General features: G+C 42.8%; 16 protein-coding genes. 11 read left to right on the top strand and 5 right to left on the bottom strand.

What is annotated here, in order from left to right; translation table 11 throughout:
* The first annotated feature begins 68 nt into the window (after window positions 1-68).
* Window positions 69-1055, top strand: coding sequence for a phosphate acetyltransferase (pta, locus tag ACQKFG_RS16065; RefSeq protein ID WP_427560557.1), 987 nt, complete (start codon window positions 69-71; stop codon window positions 1053-1055).
* 34 nt (window positions 1056-1089) lie between these two features.
* Window positions 1090-1938 (top strand): lipoate--protein ligase family protein, encoded by an 849-nt coding sequence (locus ACQKFG_RS16060; RefSeq protein WP_342614837.1) that lies wholly within the window; start codon window positions 1090-1092, stop codon window positions 1936-1938.
* Window positions 1939-2151: 213 nt separating this feature from the next.
* Here ACQKFG_RS16060 and ACQKFG_RS16055 read toward each other — a convergent pair whose 3' ends face one another.
* Window positions 2152-2898, bottom strand: a complete 747-nt coding sequence (locus tag ACQKFG_RS16055; protein WP_427560553.1) for an RsfA family transcriptional regulator — start codon at window positions 2896-2898, stop codon at window positions 2152-2154.
* A 291-nt stretch (window positions 2899-3189) separates the two neighbouring features.
* Between ACQKFG_RS16055 and ACQKFG_RS16050 the strand changes: the two genes are divergently transcribed.
* From ACQKFG_RS16050 to ACQKFG_RS16040, 3 genes are all read left to right on the top strand, one after another.
* A complete protein-coding gene (locus ACQKFG_RS16050) occupies window positions 3190-3411 on the top strand; it encodes a DUF1450 domain-containing protein (RefSeq protein WP_192207286.1) in 222 nt (73 codons plus the stop codon).
* A gap of 237 nt (window positions 3412-3648) precedes the next feature.
* A complete protein-coding gene (locus ACQKFG_RS16045) occupies window positions 3649-4956 on the top strand; it encodes an HD domain-containing protein (protein WP_349728653.1) in 1308 nt (435 codons plus the stop codon).
* Between the two features lie 32 nt (window positions 4957-4988).
* Window positions 4989-5498, top strand: coding sequence for a YwgA family protein (locus ACQKFG_RS16040; RefSeq protein WP_076368383.1), 510 nt, complete (start codon window positions 4989-4991; stop codon window positions 5496-5498).
* 29 nt (window positions 5499-5527) lie between these two features.
* Here ACQKFG_RS16040 and ACQKFG_RS16035 read toward each other — a convergent pair whose 3' ends face one another.
* Window positions 5528-5713: a 2-hydroxymuconate tautomerase gene (locus tag ACQKFG_RS16035; RefSeq protein WP_034315897.1), complete on the bottom strand. Its 186-nt coding sequence runs from the start codon at window positions 5711-5713 to the stop codon at window positions 5528-5530.
* Window positions 5714-5852: 139 nt separating this feature from the next.
* On the opposite strand from ACQKFG_RS16035, the gene ACQKFG_RS16030 reads away from it, so the two are divergent.
* Window positions 5853-6527 (top strand): site-2 protease family protein, encoded by a 675-nt coding sequence (locus ACQKFG_RS16030; protein ID WP_427560548.1) that lies wholly within the window; start codon window positions 5853-5855, stop codon window positions 6525-6527.
* Between the two features lie 41 nt (window positions 6528-6568).
* Window positions 6569-7078 (top strand): YwhD family protein, encoded by a 510-nt coding sequence (locus ACQKFG_RS16025; RefSeq protein ID WP_063589657.1) that lies wholly within the window; start codon window positions 6569-6571, stop codon window positions 7076-7078.
* Window positions 7079-7228: 150 nt separating this feature from the next.
* Here ACQKFG_RS16025 and ACQKFG_RS16020 read toward each other — a convergent pair whose 3' ends face one another.
* Complete coding sequence (locus ACQKFG_RS16020; protein WP_427560544.1) at window positions 7229-9295, bottom strand: transglycosylase domain-containing protein; 2067 nt, start codon at window positions 9293-9295, stop codon at window positions 7229-7231.
* Between the two features lie 207 nt (window positions 9296-9502).
* Between ACQKFG_RS16020 and speE the strand changes: the two genes are divergently transcribed.
* The 4 genes from speE (at window position 9503) to argS (ending at window position 13613) form a co-directional block, all read left to right on the top strand.
* Window positions 9503-10330, top strand: coding sequence for a spermidine synthase (speE, locus tag ACQKFG_RS16015; RefSeq protein ID WP_192207283.1), 828 nt, complete (start codon window positions 9503-9505; stop codon window positions 10328-10330).
* A gap of 14 nt (window positions 10331-10344) precedes the next feature.
* The gene (speB, locus tag ACQKFG_RS16010) at window positions 10345-11223 is read left to right on the top strand and encodes an agmatinase (protein ID WP_192207282.1); all 879 of its coding nucleotides are present in this window, start codon (window positions 10345-10347) and stop codon (window positions 11221-11223) included.
* A gap of 275 nt (window positions 11224-11498) precedes the next feature.
* Window positions 11499-11939 carry a DUF1934 domain-containing protein gene (locus tag ACQKFG_RS16005; protein WP_192207281.1) on the top strand — a complete coding sequence of 147 codons (441 nt, stop codon included), beginning with the start codon at window positions 11499-11501 and terminating at the stop codon, window positions 11937-11939.
* Between the two features lie 3 nt (window positions 11940-11942).
* Window positions 11943-13613, top strand: coding sequence for an arginine--tRNA ligase (gene argS, locus ACQKFG_RS16000; protein ID WP_342614836.1), 1671 nt, complete (start codon window positions 11943-11945; stop codon window positions 13611-13613).
* Between the two features lie 50 nt (window positions 13614-13663).
* Here the strand turns inward: argS and uvsE are convergent, their stop codons facing one another.
* Window positions 13664-14617, bottom strand: a complete 954-nt coding sequence (gene uvsE / locus ACQKFG_RS15995; RefSeq protein ID WP_427560539.1) for a UV DNA damage repair endonuclease UvsE — start codon at window positions 14615-14617, stop codon at window positions 13664-13666.
* 28 nt (window positions 14618-14645) lie between these two features.
* A complete protein-coding gene (gene cls / locus ACQKFG_RS15990) occupies window positions 14646-15848 on the bottom strand; it encodes a cardiolipin synthase (RefSeq protein ID WP_427560536.1) in 1203 nt (400 codons plus the stop codon).
* Between the last annotated feature and the right edge of the window lie 161 nt (window positions 15849-16009).

The raw sequence follows: 16009 nt of genomic DNA, 5'->3' as shown, positions 1-16009 counted from the left end.
GATTTTCACCGGATGGTTAAATATTGAAGGAAAGAGGGAAAACGTATCTAAAAAAGGAGGAAGAGCCAATGGGTGATTTATTTGAAATACTGGAAGCGAAAGTTATGGGGCATAATTTAAAGATCGTTTTTCCAGAAGGTCTGGATGAACGGATTTTGGGAGCGGCAGCAAGGCTTGCCAAAGCTAAGTTGGTGACACCGGTATTGATCGGGGATATCGGGTTGATTCAAGAGAAGGCAAAAGATATGAAAATCTCCCTTGATGCAATCGAAATATATGATCCGAAGAATTATATCATGATGGATGAAATGGTTGAAGCGTTCGTGAAGGTCCGTGAGGGTAAAGCGACAGGGGTACAAGCACGTGAAATATTAATGGATGAGAACTACTTTGGAACCATGCTCGTCCATATGAAACTGGCACATGGAATGGTGAGTGGTGCAACGCATTCGACTGCCGATACGGTTCGCCCCGCCTTAAAGATCATAAAAACAAAGCCAGGCGTCCAAAAAACATCGGGAGTATTCATCATGGTCCGGGATGAAGAAAAATATGTGTTCGCGGATTGTGCGATCAATATAAACCCCGATTCCCAAGATTTAGCTGAAATTGCTATCGAAAGTGCGAAGACCGCACAAATGTTCGATATCGAACCGCGTGTTGCGATGCTGAGCTTTTCGACGAAAGGGTCCGCAACATCCCCCGAAACCTTAAAAGTGGCTGATGCTGTCGATTTGGCAAAAGAAAGGGCCCCTGAAGTCATTCTTGATGGGGAATTTCAGTTTGACGCGGCTTTCGTTCCTTCGGTAGCAAGAAAAAAAGCGCCGGACTCCCTTATCCAGGGGGATGCGAATGTTTTTATTTTCCCAAGTCTCGAAGCAGGGAACATTAGCTATAAGATGGTACAGCGCTTGGGTGGCTTCGAAGCGGTCGGTCCGATCCTACAGGGGCTGAACCGTCCGGTGAATGACCTTTCGAGGGGATGCAGTGAAGAGGATGTATATAAACTGGCTGTCATTACAGCGGCACAGGGATTTGTGGCGCAGTATCAATAGGCAGCCTGAGGATTAAATGTAGAGGGAGATTCGTATGAGTGAAACAGATTCATTATTAATGCAGCAAGAGTGGAGGATTATTGATCAATCTTCCGTTGGGCCTCAGTTTCCAGCCCTGGAGTCCTTTGCGATGGATGATACATTTTGTGCTTCCGTAGGGTCAGGTAAATCAGCGGCCGTAGCGAGGGCGTGGGTACATCATCGAACCATCGTCATGGGTATTCAGGATACGAAGTTGCCTTTTCTTAAAAAGGGGTTGGATCATTTAGAAGAACATGGTTTTCAGGCCATCGTGAGGAATTCCGGGGGGCTGGCAGTCGTGCTGGATGAGGGTGTCCTTAATTTGTCGCTCATTTTTCCTGAAAACGAGCAAAAAATTGAAATCAATCGTGGATATGATGCCATGTGGGAGCTTGTCCAATTGATGTTTGCCGATTTCCCGGTCACGATGGAGGCAAGGGAAATCGTCGGTTCCTATTGTCCTGGAAGTTATGATTTAAGTATTAATGGGCAAAAGTTTGCCGGGATATCCCAACGCAGGATCCGCAATGGCGTAGCGGTGCAAATCTATTTGTGTGTCAATGGAAGCGGGGCTGAACGTGCCAGCCTCGTGAAGGGTTTTTATGATGCAGCTAAAGGAAATGCAGAAACCAAATTCGCTTATCCTGATATCGTCCCTTCGGTAATGGCGTCCCTAACGGAATTGTTGGGCGTGCAATTGAGTGTTCAGGACGTTATGCTTAGATTCCTGCATGTATTGAAGGAACATAGTGAAAGGATATTCTCTGACACTCTTTCCGTTCAGGAATGGCCGATGTATGAGGCATACTTGACAAGAGTGGTGGAACGTAATGATAAAGTTTTCGCTGCATTAAAGGATTGATATAAAGAAACCGTTCCAGTAATTCAGGATCGGTTTTTTTCATTAAATACGACTTTAGCATTCACTGAAACTGTAAAAGGCCTGTATGATAGGCGGAGTTCTTGAAACAATGAAAAAAAAGAGCCTTGTCGGCTCCCTTTTTTAAGATAAACATGGGTGAAACGGCCTTTGGCATGTGGTTGATCTATTATAACTGAACCCCACATTATCTTATTATTCGGCCATTTTTTCCAAATTGCCATTCCGGTCCATCTTGAACTTCGTTGCCGGACGTTCCTCTTCCTCTAACAAGACCAGCTTTCTTGCCCGATTCATGATATTCATCAAAGTTTCATAATCTTCCTGCATCAAGCCGCTGTTTTGTTCCAGGTGGCTGATTTTATTCTCCAAATCTTCGTTTCGCTTTTTCAGCCCTTTAATTTCAAGCTTCAATCTTTCATTTTCGGTTTTTAATACTTCAGCTTGAAGCATGCGGACGTTCATGGATTCCAAATAAGCGATGACGGCTTCAAGGCTCATGGCCGTTTCAAGAGTCACTGGCGTGTGCTGTGTCTTAGGAGCGAGGGCTTCGGCCACAACGAATTCCTCTGCTGCTTCATAATTGGTTGTATCGACTTCGGATTTCACCTCTAGTTCCTCTTCTTGTACATGGGGAACCATTATGTCGGAAATCGTTGGGGACGGCGGTGTATAAAGAAGCCGTTTTTTCCCTCCTTGATCTTTTCCAAGGATCCTTTGCCGCTGCTTACGCTGTTTCTTGGCAAGGGAAAGCGCTTTATCATAATTATGGCGGACAACTGCATTCCAGCGGAATCCGCATGCTGCAGAGGTGCGATTCAACTTATCTCCTACTTCTTCAAAAGCATTAAGCTGAGTGCTGCCTTCCCGCACATGGCGCAATACCGTTTCAGCCAAAAGTAAATCATCTTCTTCTGTCCAGGCGTCTTGACGAACCTTCATTTCTACATACTCCCTTTCTGGTAACTTTTAAAATAAGTAACTATATAAAATATCGTGTGGCAGTGATTTATGGAGTGTTCTACTAGCATTTTGGACAAAATCTGGATTTTTTATACAAAAAGGTTAAAAGGATACTAGTTTTTTGTTTAATTACATCCTTTTACAGTGGCTGCCCTTTCCTATTCACATGATCAAGCCCTCTTGATATTCATAAGTAGAAGCGGTAAAATACCCTTTAGTCATATAAATGGATGAAAAATAGTTTGTTATGGAAAGGATGGTGACCGGAGGATGTCCAATGAATTCAGAGTGTGCGATGACTGCTTGGCGGTAAACGTTAAAACATTGATCCCGCGTCTTGAAAAGCTTGATCCCGACGCGAAAATTGAAGTGGGCTGTCAATCCTATTGCGGTCCTGGCAGAAAGAAGTCTTTTGCCTTTGTCAATAACCGTCCAGTTGCTGCACCGACAGAAGACGAGTTACTAGATAAAATCAATAAAAAACTAAAGTAGGATCCATGATATATAGGTAGAGTGGATTGTTTGCTTAAGATAAATGGAACAAGTGATCATCACCCAGAATTCAACACACTGCGGTGATTTTTTATTTTCTTATTTTCAAGACAAAATCAGACTGAAACTTCCGTTTTCTTACAAAGGGACCTCTCTTGCTAGCAAGGTGGATGTTAGGGTTTTTTGTCAAAACACGCTATAATGAGTGCATCGAGATTATGAAAAAGAGGGAAGTTCATGGAATATTCCGGCGAAAAATTACAAGAAGAAAAGGTATTCAAGGACCCGGTGCACCGATATATACATGTTCGTGACCGGGTTATATGGGATTTAATAGGGACGAAGGAATTCCAGCGTCTTAGAAGGATCAAACAGCTGGGAACGACTTATTTGACCTTTCATGGTGCGGAACATAGTCGGCTTAGCCATTCGCTTGGAGTATATGAGATTGTCCGGAGAATCGTGGATGATGTTTTCGAGGGCAGACCGGAATGGAAACCTGAGGAACGGTTACTATCCTTATGCGCAGCACTGCTGCATGATTTGGGACATGGTCCTTTCTCTCATTCTTTTGAAAAAGTGTTTGACCTGGATCATGAGCAATTCACGCGGCAAATAATCCTCGGCGATACGGAAGTGAATAAGATCCTCCTTAGAGTTGGACGTGATTTTCCTAAAAAAGTGGCAGAAGTCATAGCGAAAACCTATAAAGGCAAATTAGTAGTCAGCCTGATTTCAAGTCAGATCGATGCCGATAGAATGGATTATTTACAGCGTGATGCTTACTTCACTGGCGTTAGTTATGGACATTTCGATATGGAAAGGCTTTTGCGTGTAATGAGGCCAAGGGAAGAACATGCCGTCATAAAACAAAGCGGGATGCATGCGGTTGAGGATTACATCATGAGTCGCTACCAAATGTACTGGCAGGTTTATTTCCATCCAGTTACGAGAAGTGCGGAGGTCATACTTACCAAGATTCTACATAGGGCGAAGCATTTATATGAATCCGGTTATGAGTTTGCTCAAGAACCGCACCATTTTTATTCATTGTTCAGGGGAGAAGTGACTTTAACGGACTACTTGAAAATGGATGAAGCGGTGATGCTCTATTATTTCGAAGCATGGGAAGAGGAGAACGATGCGATTTTAAAAGATTTATGCACTCGCTTCGTTAACCGTAAACTATTTAAATATGTGGAATTCCATCCATCGAACAGTCAAATGAACAGGTTGATGGAATTAAGGACGCTATTCAAGAAGGCAGGCATCGATCCGGATTATTATCTTGTCGTCGATTCTTCATCAGATCTGCCGTATGATTTTTACCGGCCAGGTGAGGAAGAGGAGAGACTGCCGATTCACTTGCTGAAAAATAATGGCGAAATTCGTGAATTATCGCGTGAATCCGAAATTGTCGATGCAATTTCAGGGAAAAGAAGAACGGATCATAAGTTGTATTATCCAGCGGATTTATTGCGTGATGAATCTACGAAGAAAAATATAAAAAAACAGATTCGTAAGCTTTTGGAGCTATCGGATTAAAGTGGTACATTTTTGGTGAGGAGTGACGAGCCTTGTTTAAGGATCATGCAAACATTATCAATGCAATTTCTACTGCAGGTGAAATCTCGGGTCGGAAAAAGTTGCAAAAAATCGTTTATATCGCGAAGAAGCTTTCCTTCCCATTTCATGAAAAGTTTCAATTTCACTTTTACGGACCGTATTCGGAGGAGTTGACCTTACGGATTGAAGAGCTCTGCGAAATGGGTTACTTGAATGAAGTGAGGGAAAAAAAAGCAGGCTATTATCAATATTGTTATTCGATAACGGATGCTGGCCAGGATTTCCTATCCATACAGGAAGTGGAGATGCCGGCACTTGAGGCATGCTTATTGGATATGAACGAACAGAATGCCCGGTTTTTGGAGCTGGTTTCAACGGTATTATACTTCGACACGCTTGAAAAAGAGGAAGTCACCGAGAAAATTTTCACGCTGAAAAGCAAACAAAAATATACGCTTGAAGAAATTGATGAGGCATATGAATATATTGAGCAGTTAAAAACAAAAGCTAAGCCGAATTGACGGCTTAGCTTTTCCCCATTATGTAAAGCTTATAAATCGCTTTTACGGACACCGGCTACTGCTAAATGATTTTTTGACATTTCTTCAATGAAAATCGTCACGGCTTCAGCTGGTGCTCCAGTTGTTTCCGTAACGGCTGCAGTCACCTTTTCGACTAAAGCCTTTTTTTGTTCGTCTGTACGGCCTTCAAGCATTTTGACTGTTACATATGGCATCTCTTTTCACCCCTTCCTCTCTTATCTTGTAGTGTTTCACAATGGAAAAAGAATTGCAAGACACGGAAGTCAGAGTTTTTTCACTTCTTGGACTTTTGATGTATACTAACGGTAATAAACAATGGGGGAGAAGCTATCGATGCAATTCTTGGAGCAAATAGAACGGTTTTTGGTTTATCCTTTGGAGCAGCTTCCCTATGTCATTGTGTCACTGTTAATCGCATTTACGGTTCATGAATTTTCCCATGCTTATGTGGCCTATAAGTTCGGTGACCCGACTGCAAAGAATGAAGGAAGAGTCACATTGAATCCGATTTCCCATTTGGATCCGATCGGAACATTGCTGATATTAATAGCCGGATTTGGTTGGGCGAGACCTGTACCGGTTAATCGTTTTCATTTCAAAAATCCAAAATTGGCAGGAGTGCTCGTCTCTTTTGCCGGTCCGTTCAGTAATTTGATTGTTGCAATTTTGGGGTTTTTGATTTTTTACGGATTGCTTGCAGCAGGAGTTGGACCTGATTTACCGTTTTTCGTCGAGCCGTTCTTAAATATACTCATAAATTTAAATGTCCTTTTATTTGTATTTAATCTGATACCGCTGCCGCCGCTCGATGGTTATAGGATCGTACAGGATCTTGTTTCAGCTGACTTGCGGGCAAAAATGACCCAGTATGAACAATATGGCTCCCTTATTTTTTTGATTCTGATCATCACACCGCTGGGCGATTATACAATCAGACCGATTATGGATACTGGTATTAAATTTGTAGGAGGCATCCTGAGTCAATTTTTTTCACTTTTGTTTTTTTAATCAATAATAAGGAATGACAAACGATAAAGGGGGATACAAACATGGAAGAACAACCAAAGAAAAAGGTCGGCTTTAATATTATAAAAAACGACCCTACAGAAGGTCATGGCGGATATGGAGCAGGGGTTTTGACGCTCGATAATATTTCTCCGGTCATCATCGATGTGGATGCAGGTGAAGCAGAGGTCGATATCGGCGCGATGCATGCAAGAAGTGCAGTGGAAAAAGGGATCAAGTTTTTAAAGACTAAAGAGGAAGTCCCGAATGCCAAACCTTACTGGCTTGTTTGGGTGACCATTGAAGCCACTCAAAACGGTCCTCACTATGCAGGTGTGACGGCATGTGAAATGATGGTCGACAGGTCAATTAGACGCGGTTACAAATCGCTTCCGGAGCATGTTAACCGGATGGATAAATCGCTGAAACGAAAAATCATCGTCGAGGACATGGACGATAAATCAAAGCGTGTGCTTGCAGACTTCCTGAAAAACCATGATGCAGGAATGTGGGAGCGTTCTTCAGATCAGCTGAAGGAATCATTGACGGTTTGAATCTTGTTTAATGGATGAAATGTTAAGTTTAGTGAAAAATGCACTTGTAGGAAAGCGATAAAATCAGTAAACTTAAAGACAGCAGTTTAGTCACTGTGGAACTAGGACAGAAAAACCCCCGAAGCCGCTGCCGGCTTCGGGGATTTTTCGTTATCCCCAAGGTTTTAAGACTTTTTTGTACCACGGGGCCTTTTTATGTTCTTCTTTTGGGGCATGTTTCGGATCCTCACCCTTAAAGTGCTCGGCACAGTATTCAACAGGCTCGGTTCCTTTAACATAATAAGTCAATCTTGAGACAGGACAATCCTTTGTGGCCAATTTTCCGCTTACCGGATTCACGTTTACCCCGATCACATTTTTGGTTTCCTTAAACGATTTTGCCGGTTTCCCTTCTAGACCCTTTTCCATATAGGAAGCCCAGATTTTCTTTGCATAGCCTTTTTCAGCAGGGATCTCGATCTTTTTGCCTTGATCATATCCAGTCCATACTCCTGCTACAAGCTCCGGTGTGTAACCGATCATCCAGCTATCCGTCGGGGTGGAGCCTGATTTGCCGGCATATGGGCGGGTCAGCTGGGAACTGATGGTGCTACCGGTCACTTTCGTATAGCCATTTAAGGTTTTATCGAAAACACCTGTTAGCATCTGGGTCATGACAAATGCCTTGTCCTCATCCAAAATCTGTTCCGGTTTCTCATTTTCATCAAAAATCACTTCACCTTTTTGATTTTCAACCTTTTTGATAAACACGGGCTTAACCTTCTTGCCGCCGTTGGCCAGAATGCTATATGCGTTCACCATTTCAATCGCCCTTACACCCGACGTACCAAGTGCCAGGGAAGGAACCGCATCCATCTTTGCCGTGATTCCGAAACGATGCGCCGTATCGACCAATGTCTGTTCCCCAAGGAACAAGTGCGTTTTTACGGCGAAGATATTATCGGAAAGAGCAATGGCTTGGGCCATCGTGATTTCGCCTTCCGCATATTGATGGTTGTAATTATGCGGTGTGTAAGATGAGTGACCATCATCGAAAGAAAATGTAGTTGTCTCACTCTTTAAGGTGGTGGACGGTGTGAACCCGTTCTCCAGCGCTGAATAATATAGCAATGGCTTCATGGTTGAACCAGGCTGGCGAACGGCCTGTGTAGCTCGATTGAATGGCGACTCGGAATAATCTTTACCGCCGACGAGCGCACGGACCTCCCCGGAATCAGGATCCATTGCCACGATCGAGGCTTGAATGCCTGAAGAGTTGGGTATGGTATTGGAAAGAGCCTCTTCGGCGGCATCCTGCTGGGTTTCGTCCAGAGTAGTATAGACCCTAAGCCCGCCGAGCTCGATCGTCCGGTCATCCAAATGAAGCTGGGACTTTAAAGCTTGTTTGACGGCATCTTGGAAATAGGGAGCGGTCTTATTGGTGACCGTTCCGTGCTCGCCCTTTAATGTAAGGGATGTCCGTAACGCTTCCGCAATATTTTTTCCTGAAATGTAGTTTTTGTTTTTCATGGCTTGCAGGACAACTTTCTGCCTGGATTTCGCTTTTTCAAAGTTATCCAATGGTGAATAGTTTGACGGCCCTTTTGGTATTCCGGCCAGCATGCTCGCTTCAGGAAGAGTCAAATCCTTGGCATCCTTGCCAAAGTAATATTGACTTGCAGCTTGGGCTCCATATGCGCCGTGGCCATAGTAAATCGTATTTAAATAGCCTTCTAGAATTTCCTTTTTGGAGTAGTTCATTTCTAAACGTATCGTATAAAAAGCCTCATTAAACTTACGCGACCACGTTTTGTCATGCCCAAGAAACAGGTTCCTGGCATACTGCTGGGTTATAGTGCTTGCACCCTGGACTTTGGACATTGCCTTAATATCAGCAAGGATGGCACCGCCGATCCGCTTTATATCAAATCCATTATGAGTGTAAAACTGGCGGTCCTCAACGGCGACAGTCGCTTGGATGAGCTGTGGTGAAATCGACTCCATTCCGGCCCAATAACGTTTCTGGCCATTATCTGTTTCACCGATCACATTTCCATTATCACTATAATAGAGAGTGGACTGCGGTACGACCAAAGGGGGAGGACCTAATATTTTTGCATAAATCAGTAAGGAGAGAAGCAATACAAAGAGTATCGTGAGCCCGATTGTGGCAAGGATGATGATGGCCCGTACATATTTAGTTGTCCTTTTAAATCGTTCGCTTGGAATCAATTCCATTGCTTTCACCTCTCTTATCAGGTAAGAATCTAGTATCTATTACTATTATGGAAAAAAAAGAAAATTTTAAACATAAGAACTGCATTTATGAAATTTATCTTGCAATTCTGCTAGATTCGTCTATAATTTTTCTAGCTAATGACTATACCGATTTTGGGGAACCTATAAGGTAACTGACAATATGAAATGGAAAAGGAGCGTTAATAAATGAGCATTTGGTTTACTGAAAAACAAACAGAGAATTTTGGTATTACGATGAAAGTGAATCGTACTTTACATACGGAGCAAACTGAGTTTCAAAAGCTTGATATGATTGAAACGGAAGAGTGGGGCAATATGCTATTGCTGGATGACATGGTAATGACTTCACAGCGCGATGAATTCGTTTACCATGAAATGGTAGCCCATGTTCCTTTATTTACCCATCCTAATCCAGAAAACGTTTTGGTTGTAGGCGGAGGGGACGGAGGAGTTATCCGTGAAATCCTAAAACACCCAAGCGTAAAAAAAGCTACATTGGTTGATATCGATGGGAAAGTTATCGAATACTCAAAGAAATTCCTGCCTGAAATTGCAGGCATGCTTGAAGATCCGCGTGTAGACGTACAAGTTGGGGATGGTTTCATGCACATCGCCAAAAGTGAAAATGAATATGACGTGATCATGGTTGACTCGACTGAACCTGTCGGACCTGCTGTCAATTTATTCACAAAAGGTTTTTATGCCGGGATTTCCAAAGCTTTGAAAGAAGACGGGATTTTTGTGGCACAATCCGACAACCCTTGGTTTAAAGCGGACTTAATTCGCGATGTACAACGAGATGTGAAAGAAATATTCCCAATCACTAGCCTGTATTTAGCGAATATCCCGACATATCCAAGCGGCCTTTGGGCATTCACGATCGGGTCGAAAAAATATAATCCATTAGAAGTGACTGAAGATCGTTTCCATGAAATGGAGACTAAATATTATACAAAAGAACTTCATAAAGCAGCATTCGTTCTGCCTAAATTCGTTCAAGATTTAGTGAAATAAGGGAGGCGTGGACCATGAAATTCGATGAAGCTTATTCAGGCAATGTATTCATTAAAAGCCACCCTGTTTTTGAGGAATCAGAAGCTGTACTATACGGCATGCCGATGGACTGGACGGTAAGTTTCCGTCCGGGTTCTCGATTCGGCCCTACCCGGATTCGTGAAGTTTCGATTGGTTTGGAAGAGTACAGTCCATATTTAGATCGTGAATTAGAGGAAGTTAAATTCTTTGATGCCGGGGATATTCCATTACCATTCGGCAATCCGCAGCGCAGTATCGATATGATTGAAAAATTTGTCGACAGCGTGTTGGATGCAGGTAAGTTCCCAATGGGCATGGGAGGGGAACATCTTGTCACATGGCCAGTCATTAAAGCCATGTTCAAAAAGTATCCCGATATGGCCATCATCCATATGGATGCCCATACAGATTTACGTGAGGATTATGAAGGGGAGCCGCTTTCCCATGCGTCCATCATCCGTAAATCCGCAGAACTTATCGGCCCGAAAAATGTATACTCTTTCGGCATTCGTTCCGGTTTGAAGGAAGAATTCCAATGGGCAAAAGAAAATGGCATGCACATCTCTAAATTTGAAGTTCTTGAACCTCTGAAAGAAGTACTGCCGCAGTTAGCTGGTCGTCCTGTATATGTGACGATCGACATCGATGTTCTTGATCCTGCGCACGCGCCAGGGACAGGAACCGTTGATTGTGGAGGCATCACTTCCAAAGAGCTTTTGGCTTCGATTCATGAGATAGCACGGTCCGAGATTAATGTAGTCGGCTGCGATTTAGTAGAAGTGGCACCGATTTATGATCCATCCGAGCAAACTGCGAACACGGCGAGCAAGCTGATTCGCGAAATGATTCTAGGTTGGGTTCAAAAAGGTTAATGATGGAAGACTTGACTGTTCCCGTTTTTTTTGCGGGAATGGTCTTTTTTTATCCATTCAGGAAAAGAATTTTATTCCTGAAGGACCCTTTTTGAATAATTCCGCCCCAATGAGTCATTATTGCGTTAAAATCAAATGAATGGCAACAACATGATTTCGACAGTTTATCCCCACACTTTTGGATTTACACTTTATTTTCCGCTCCAAGTTGAAACTTCCTTGAAGAATATTTATACTTATAAAGTTAAGAACGACATGATGAAGGAAGTGTAGCTTTGACTCTTCATGATATAGATAAGCATGCTATTAAAGTGACTTTACAGACAAAAATCATGCACGGCTCAGAAACGGAAACGTATGAGCTGGTGACATTTGGTACAAAAATGTATAAAGGTGCAGATTTATATTTGCAATATAAAGAGGAAAATGAAGCCGGTCAAACACAAACGACCATCAAGCACAAACCGGATGAAACGATCCTGCTTAGAAATGGCGCCATTAAAATGAGGCAGCTTTTCCGCCTGCAGGAAGCGACAAATGGACATTATGAAAGTATATATGGCAGGTTAGGATTACGGACGACCGCGAAGAAGATACATCATCAATGGGATGAACAGACCAAACAAGGGAAACTTGTCCTTAAATATACGTTACATATGCAGGGAAGCGAACCCGGTCAATATGAGATGACGATTTCCTACAAGGAGGAAGCATAGCGCATGAATATAGTAAAAGAGGTACAGGAAAAACTGAAAGAAGAGATTAAAGCGGCAGTCATTAAAGCTGGGTTGGCAACGGAAGAGCAGATTCCAAATGTTGTATTGGAACTGCCAAGAGATAAGACACACGGAGATTATTCCACGAATATGGCCATGCAATTAACGAAGATTGCAAAGAAAGCGCCAAAGATGATAGCAGAGGCAATCATCGAAAACTTTGACAACTCAAAAGCATCCATCGAAAAAATTGAGATTGCAGGACCTGGTTTCATCAACTTCTACATGAATAATTCCTATTTGACAGAATTGGTTCCTGTCATTTTGAAAGTGGATGAAGCATATGGGGAAAGTGACTTTGGTAAAGGCGAAAAAATCCAAGTGGAGTTCGTTTCCGCGAACCCGACCGGTGATCTTCACCTTGGTCATGCCCGTGGTGCAGCAGTAGGTGATACATTATGTAATGTTCTCTCTAAAGCAGGTTATGATGTTTCACGTGAATACTATATCAATGACGCAGGAAACCAAATTAATAATTTGGCCATTTCTATAGAAGCCCGCTATTTCCAGGCGCTTGGCCTCGAAAAGGATATGCCGGAGGGCGGCTATCATGGCGAAGATATCATTGGCATCGGTAAAACGCTTGCCAGTGAATTTGGGGATAAATATGTAAATGCCGATGAAAAGGAACGTTTTGAATTTTTCCGTGAGTATGGCTTGAAATATGAAATGGAAAAACTGAAAACGGACTTGGCTAATTTCCGTGTCGGATTCGATGTATGGTACTCCGAAACATCTCTATATCAAGACGGTAAAATTGATGAGGCACTCAAAGTGTTGAGGGACAGGGGCCATGTCTACGAGGAAGATGGGGCTACATGGTTCCGCTCTACTGAACTAGGCGATGATAAAGACCGGGTGCTTATTAAGCAGGATGGGTCTTACACATATCTGACACCGGATATTGCCTATCATCGTAATAAATTGGAGCGCGGCTTTGAAACGCTGATCAATATCTGGGGTGCAGACCACCACGGCTATATACCGCGTATGAAAGCGGCAATCGAAGCATTGGGGTACAAACGCGAGCAGCTTGAAGTGGAAATCATCCAGCTTGTTCACCTGTACAAGGATGGCGAGAAAATGAAGATGAGTAAGCGTACCGGTAAAGCGGTTACGATGCGTGATCTTATTGATGAAGTGGGTCTCGATGCAACCCGTTATTTCTTTGCGATGAGAAGTGCGGATACTCATATGGATTTCGATTTGGATCTTGCGGTTTCACAGTCCAATGAAAACCCGGTTTATTATGCACAGTATGCCCATGCCCGGATTTCTAGCATTTTACGCCAAGGTGTGGAACAAGGGATCAGCTATGAGGGCGTCACTGATTTCTCTGCCCTAGCTACTGAAAAAGAAGTGGAGCTTTTGAAGAAATTAGGAGAATTCCCGCAGGCAATTGCGGAAGCAGCCGAAAAACGGATGCCTCACCGCATGACGAATTATATATTCGACCTGGCTTCTACATTCCACAGTTTCTACAATGCAGATAAGGTTTTGGATGTTGAAGAGATGGAAAGAAGTAAGGCGCGTTTAGGACTGGTCAAATCCGTCCAAATTACCTTAAAGAATGCATTAGCCATCATCGGGGTATCGGCACCGGAAAAAATGTAATGGAAAAAGCGGCTGTTTCTAACGAAACAAGCCGCTTTTTTTTAGGTTAATTAGCACTCGACGGCACCGCCGCTCACCCTTTTTACACCACGAACCTTAGCTATATCTTCAATCAGCTGCAACATTGCCCGATCCTTCATCTTGGCCTCGATCATGAAATCGACGTCCTGTCCAAGACCCTTCAGCACTTTAAAAAGGGGCATGATGAAGTCCAAATCGATATAATCTGCATGCGAGCGAAATTCACCTGCCGATTTTGGGGATGAAATATGAATCTTTGGTACCGCTCCTGCTTGTCTCCAAGTGGTGAATACCTCGGTGAGAAGTTCGTTAAGCGGCTCATCTGAAAGATTTGCGAGATGATGGTGATAATCGAATACAAGTGGGATGCCTTCCCCCTTACATACGCTCAGGGTTTCAGATGCTGTATAGGTTTTATCATCATTCTCAAAAGTCATTCTTTCCTTGACGTGCATAGGCAGCGATTTAAGGTTGTCATGAACCCTTACAAGGGCGGACTCTTTATCACCATAGGCCCCACCGACATGGATATTGATGAAAGAGGTGTCCGCAATGCCCATTGCATCAAGCATTTTATAATGGAACTCCATATCTTTTACGGCATTTTGTGTAATCTCGGGTTTTGGGCTGGTAAACAGAGTAAACTGATTGGGATGAAAGCTGATCCTCATCTTGTGTGCAGTGGCCCAATCGCCAAGCTGTTTCCACTCTTTTTTTAAAGGTGTAACGAAATCCCATTCTAGTTCGGGATGTGTGGCTAAAGGAACAATGGAACTGGACATCCGGTATATTTCTATTTGGTGTGCCGTGTTATATTGAAGGACCCTTAAGGTATTTTCAATGTTCTGCCTTGTCACATCCAGTAGTTTTTCCATTCCTTTTTCGGCGCCAAGTGAACTATATCGCTTGTAAGTAAGTGTCTTAGCCGGAGAAGCTTCCCATAAACAGGTGGCATTGGATACGAATCCAAATCTTATTTTCATTATATTTTTCTCCTTGAGGAACGGGATGTCAAAGAAAAGGAGAAAGCATGGCAGCCAGCGATTCTTTTGCTGAACGGACTACATTGATGTTGGAAAGCGCGTCCCCGTTTAGCAGCTTGGATTCGGCTAGGTCCACCGCCAACTCCTTTTCTACATCTTCTATGAATGTCCGGTCAAATACGATGCAATTGATTTCACTATTTAAAAAACAACTGCGTTTATCAAAATTAGCCGTACCGATATCACACATTATATCATCGATCAGAATCACTTTAGAATGGTAGAACCCTCTTTGAAATTGCATGATTTCAGCCCCTTCTTTTATTAGTACCCGGAAATAGGGAAAAGAAGCCTCCTTGACAAGGGCATGGTCTGAAATTTCAGGTACGATGATCGTAACGGAGACATTGCGTGCAAGTGCTTCCCTTAATTCTTGAAATAAAGTTTCACTGGGAATGAAATATGGAGTCCCGATAATGATTTTTTTAGTGGCTTGCCGAATTATGTGTGTAAGTGACTGTTCAAGATCACTGCCATTCGTGACGACAAACTGCTGTGCCTGCGTTCCGGGAGTCAATGTCGGGAAATAAGCAGGCGTTCCTCTGTAATCCTCGTTTGTATCATAGAACCAATCCGAGAGGAAGACTTCCTGAAGGTCCTTTACCCCTTCCCCGGTCAGTTTTAAATGGTAATCTCTCCACGGGTTCAGCTTCTCCCCTTGGTTTATATACTCCTTACCGATATTAAAGCCGCCAAGATAGCCGATTTTTCCATCTATCACCGTAATCTTACGGTGATTTCTTTTTTGTATTGTATAGAAAAGGAAGGGGAGTTTCGGCTTAAAGCTGAAAGAAAAATGAACACCGCTTTTAGTTAGCTCCTGAATGATTTGGCGGGACATCTTTTTACTTCCTACCCAATCGGCTAAAAGACGCACTTCCACGCCCTCTTCCGCTTTTGATTGCAGTAACTTCAAAAAGTCCTTGCTGAATTTATCATTTTTTACAATATAAAAAAGAATATGGATTGAATCCTTAGCTTGCTCTACTTCCTTCATGTAATCATCAAACAGGAGTTTCCCTGATGTGAATACAGTCATGTCGCTGTTCCGAGTCGGGTATTTTATGTTGGTTGCGTGCTTCAAATAACGCTTATGCCCTATCTTGAAATCAACCCAGCACCAAGAGAAGATCAATAAAAATATAGAGGCAATCGTAGTGATTATCTTCAAAAAAATCCCCCCTAAATGATTATATTTAGTTTGGCTCTAATTCCCTGTTAGTAACCATTAAAAAGTGGGGAGAGGATTTCATTTTTTTAGAATGAAGAAGGGTAATACGAGAAACTGTCGAATTATAATATTAAGATGCAGAAAAATTAAATGGTTTTAGA

The organism is Peribacillus sp. NPDC076916, assembly GCF_050269675.1.
Taxonomy (GTDB): domain Bacteria; phylum Bacillota; class Bacilli; order Bacillales; family DSM-1321; genus Peribacillus; species Peribacillus aracenensis.
Note: the sequence above shows the minus strand (reverse complement) of the source record. Positions and strands in the feature narration are given on the sequence as shown.

Bases quoted from the DNA above. Each gene is read 5' to 3' on its own strand.
- ACQKFG_RS16035 (WP_034315897.1), bottom strand. From the start codon at position 5,713: ATGCCATATGTAACAGTCAAAATGCTTGAAGGCCGTACAGACGAACAA.
- ACQKFG_RS16020 (WP_427560544.1), bottom strand. From the start codon at position 9,295: ATGGAATTGATTCCAAGCGAACGATTTAAAAGGACAACTAAATATGTA.
- ACQKFG_RS16055 (WP_427560553.1), bottom strand. From the start codon at position 2,898: ATGAAGGTTCGTCAAGACGCCTGGACAGAAGAAGATGATTTACTTTTG.
- uvsE (WP_427560539.1), bottom strand. From the start codon at position 14,617: ATGAAAATAAGATTTGGATTCGTATCCAATGCCACCTGTTTATGGGAA.
- pta (WP_427560557.1), top strand. From the start codon at position 69: ATGGGTGATTTATTTGAAATACTGGAAGCGAAAGTTATGGGGCATAAT.
- ACQKFG_RS16060 (WP_342614837.1), top strand. From the start codon at position 1,090: ATGAGTGAAACAGATTCATTATTAATGCAGCAAGAGTGGAGGATTATT.
- speB (WP_192207282.1), top strand. From the start codon at position 10,345: ATGAAATTCGATGAAGCTTATTCAGGCAATGTATTCATTAAAAGCCAC.
- speE (WP_192207283.1), top strand. From the start codon at position 9,503: ATGAGCATTTGGTTTACTGAAAAACAAACAGAGAATTTTGGTATTACG.
- ACQKFG_RS16045 (WP_349728653.1), top strand. From the start codon at position 3,649: ATGGAATATTCCGGCGAAAAATTACAAGAAGAAAAGGTATTCAAGGAC.
- ACQKFG_RS16030 (WP_427560548.1), top strand. From the start codon at position 5,853: ATGCAATTCTTGGAGCAAATAGAACGGTTTTTGGTTTATCCTTTGGAG.
- ACQKFG_RS16050 (WP_192207286.1), top strand. From the start codon at position 3,190: ATGTCCAATGAATTCAGAGTGTGCGATGACTGCTTGGCGGTAAACGTT.
- ACQKFG_RS16025 (WP_063589657.1), top strand. From the start codon at position 6,569: ATGGAAGAACAACCAAAGAAAAAGGTCGGCTTTAATATTATAAAAAAC.
- argS (WP_342614836.1), top strand. From the start codon at position 11,943: ATGAATATAGTAAAAGAGGTACAGGAAAAACTGAAAGAAGAGATTAAA.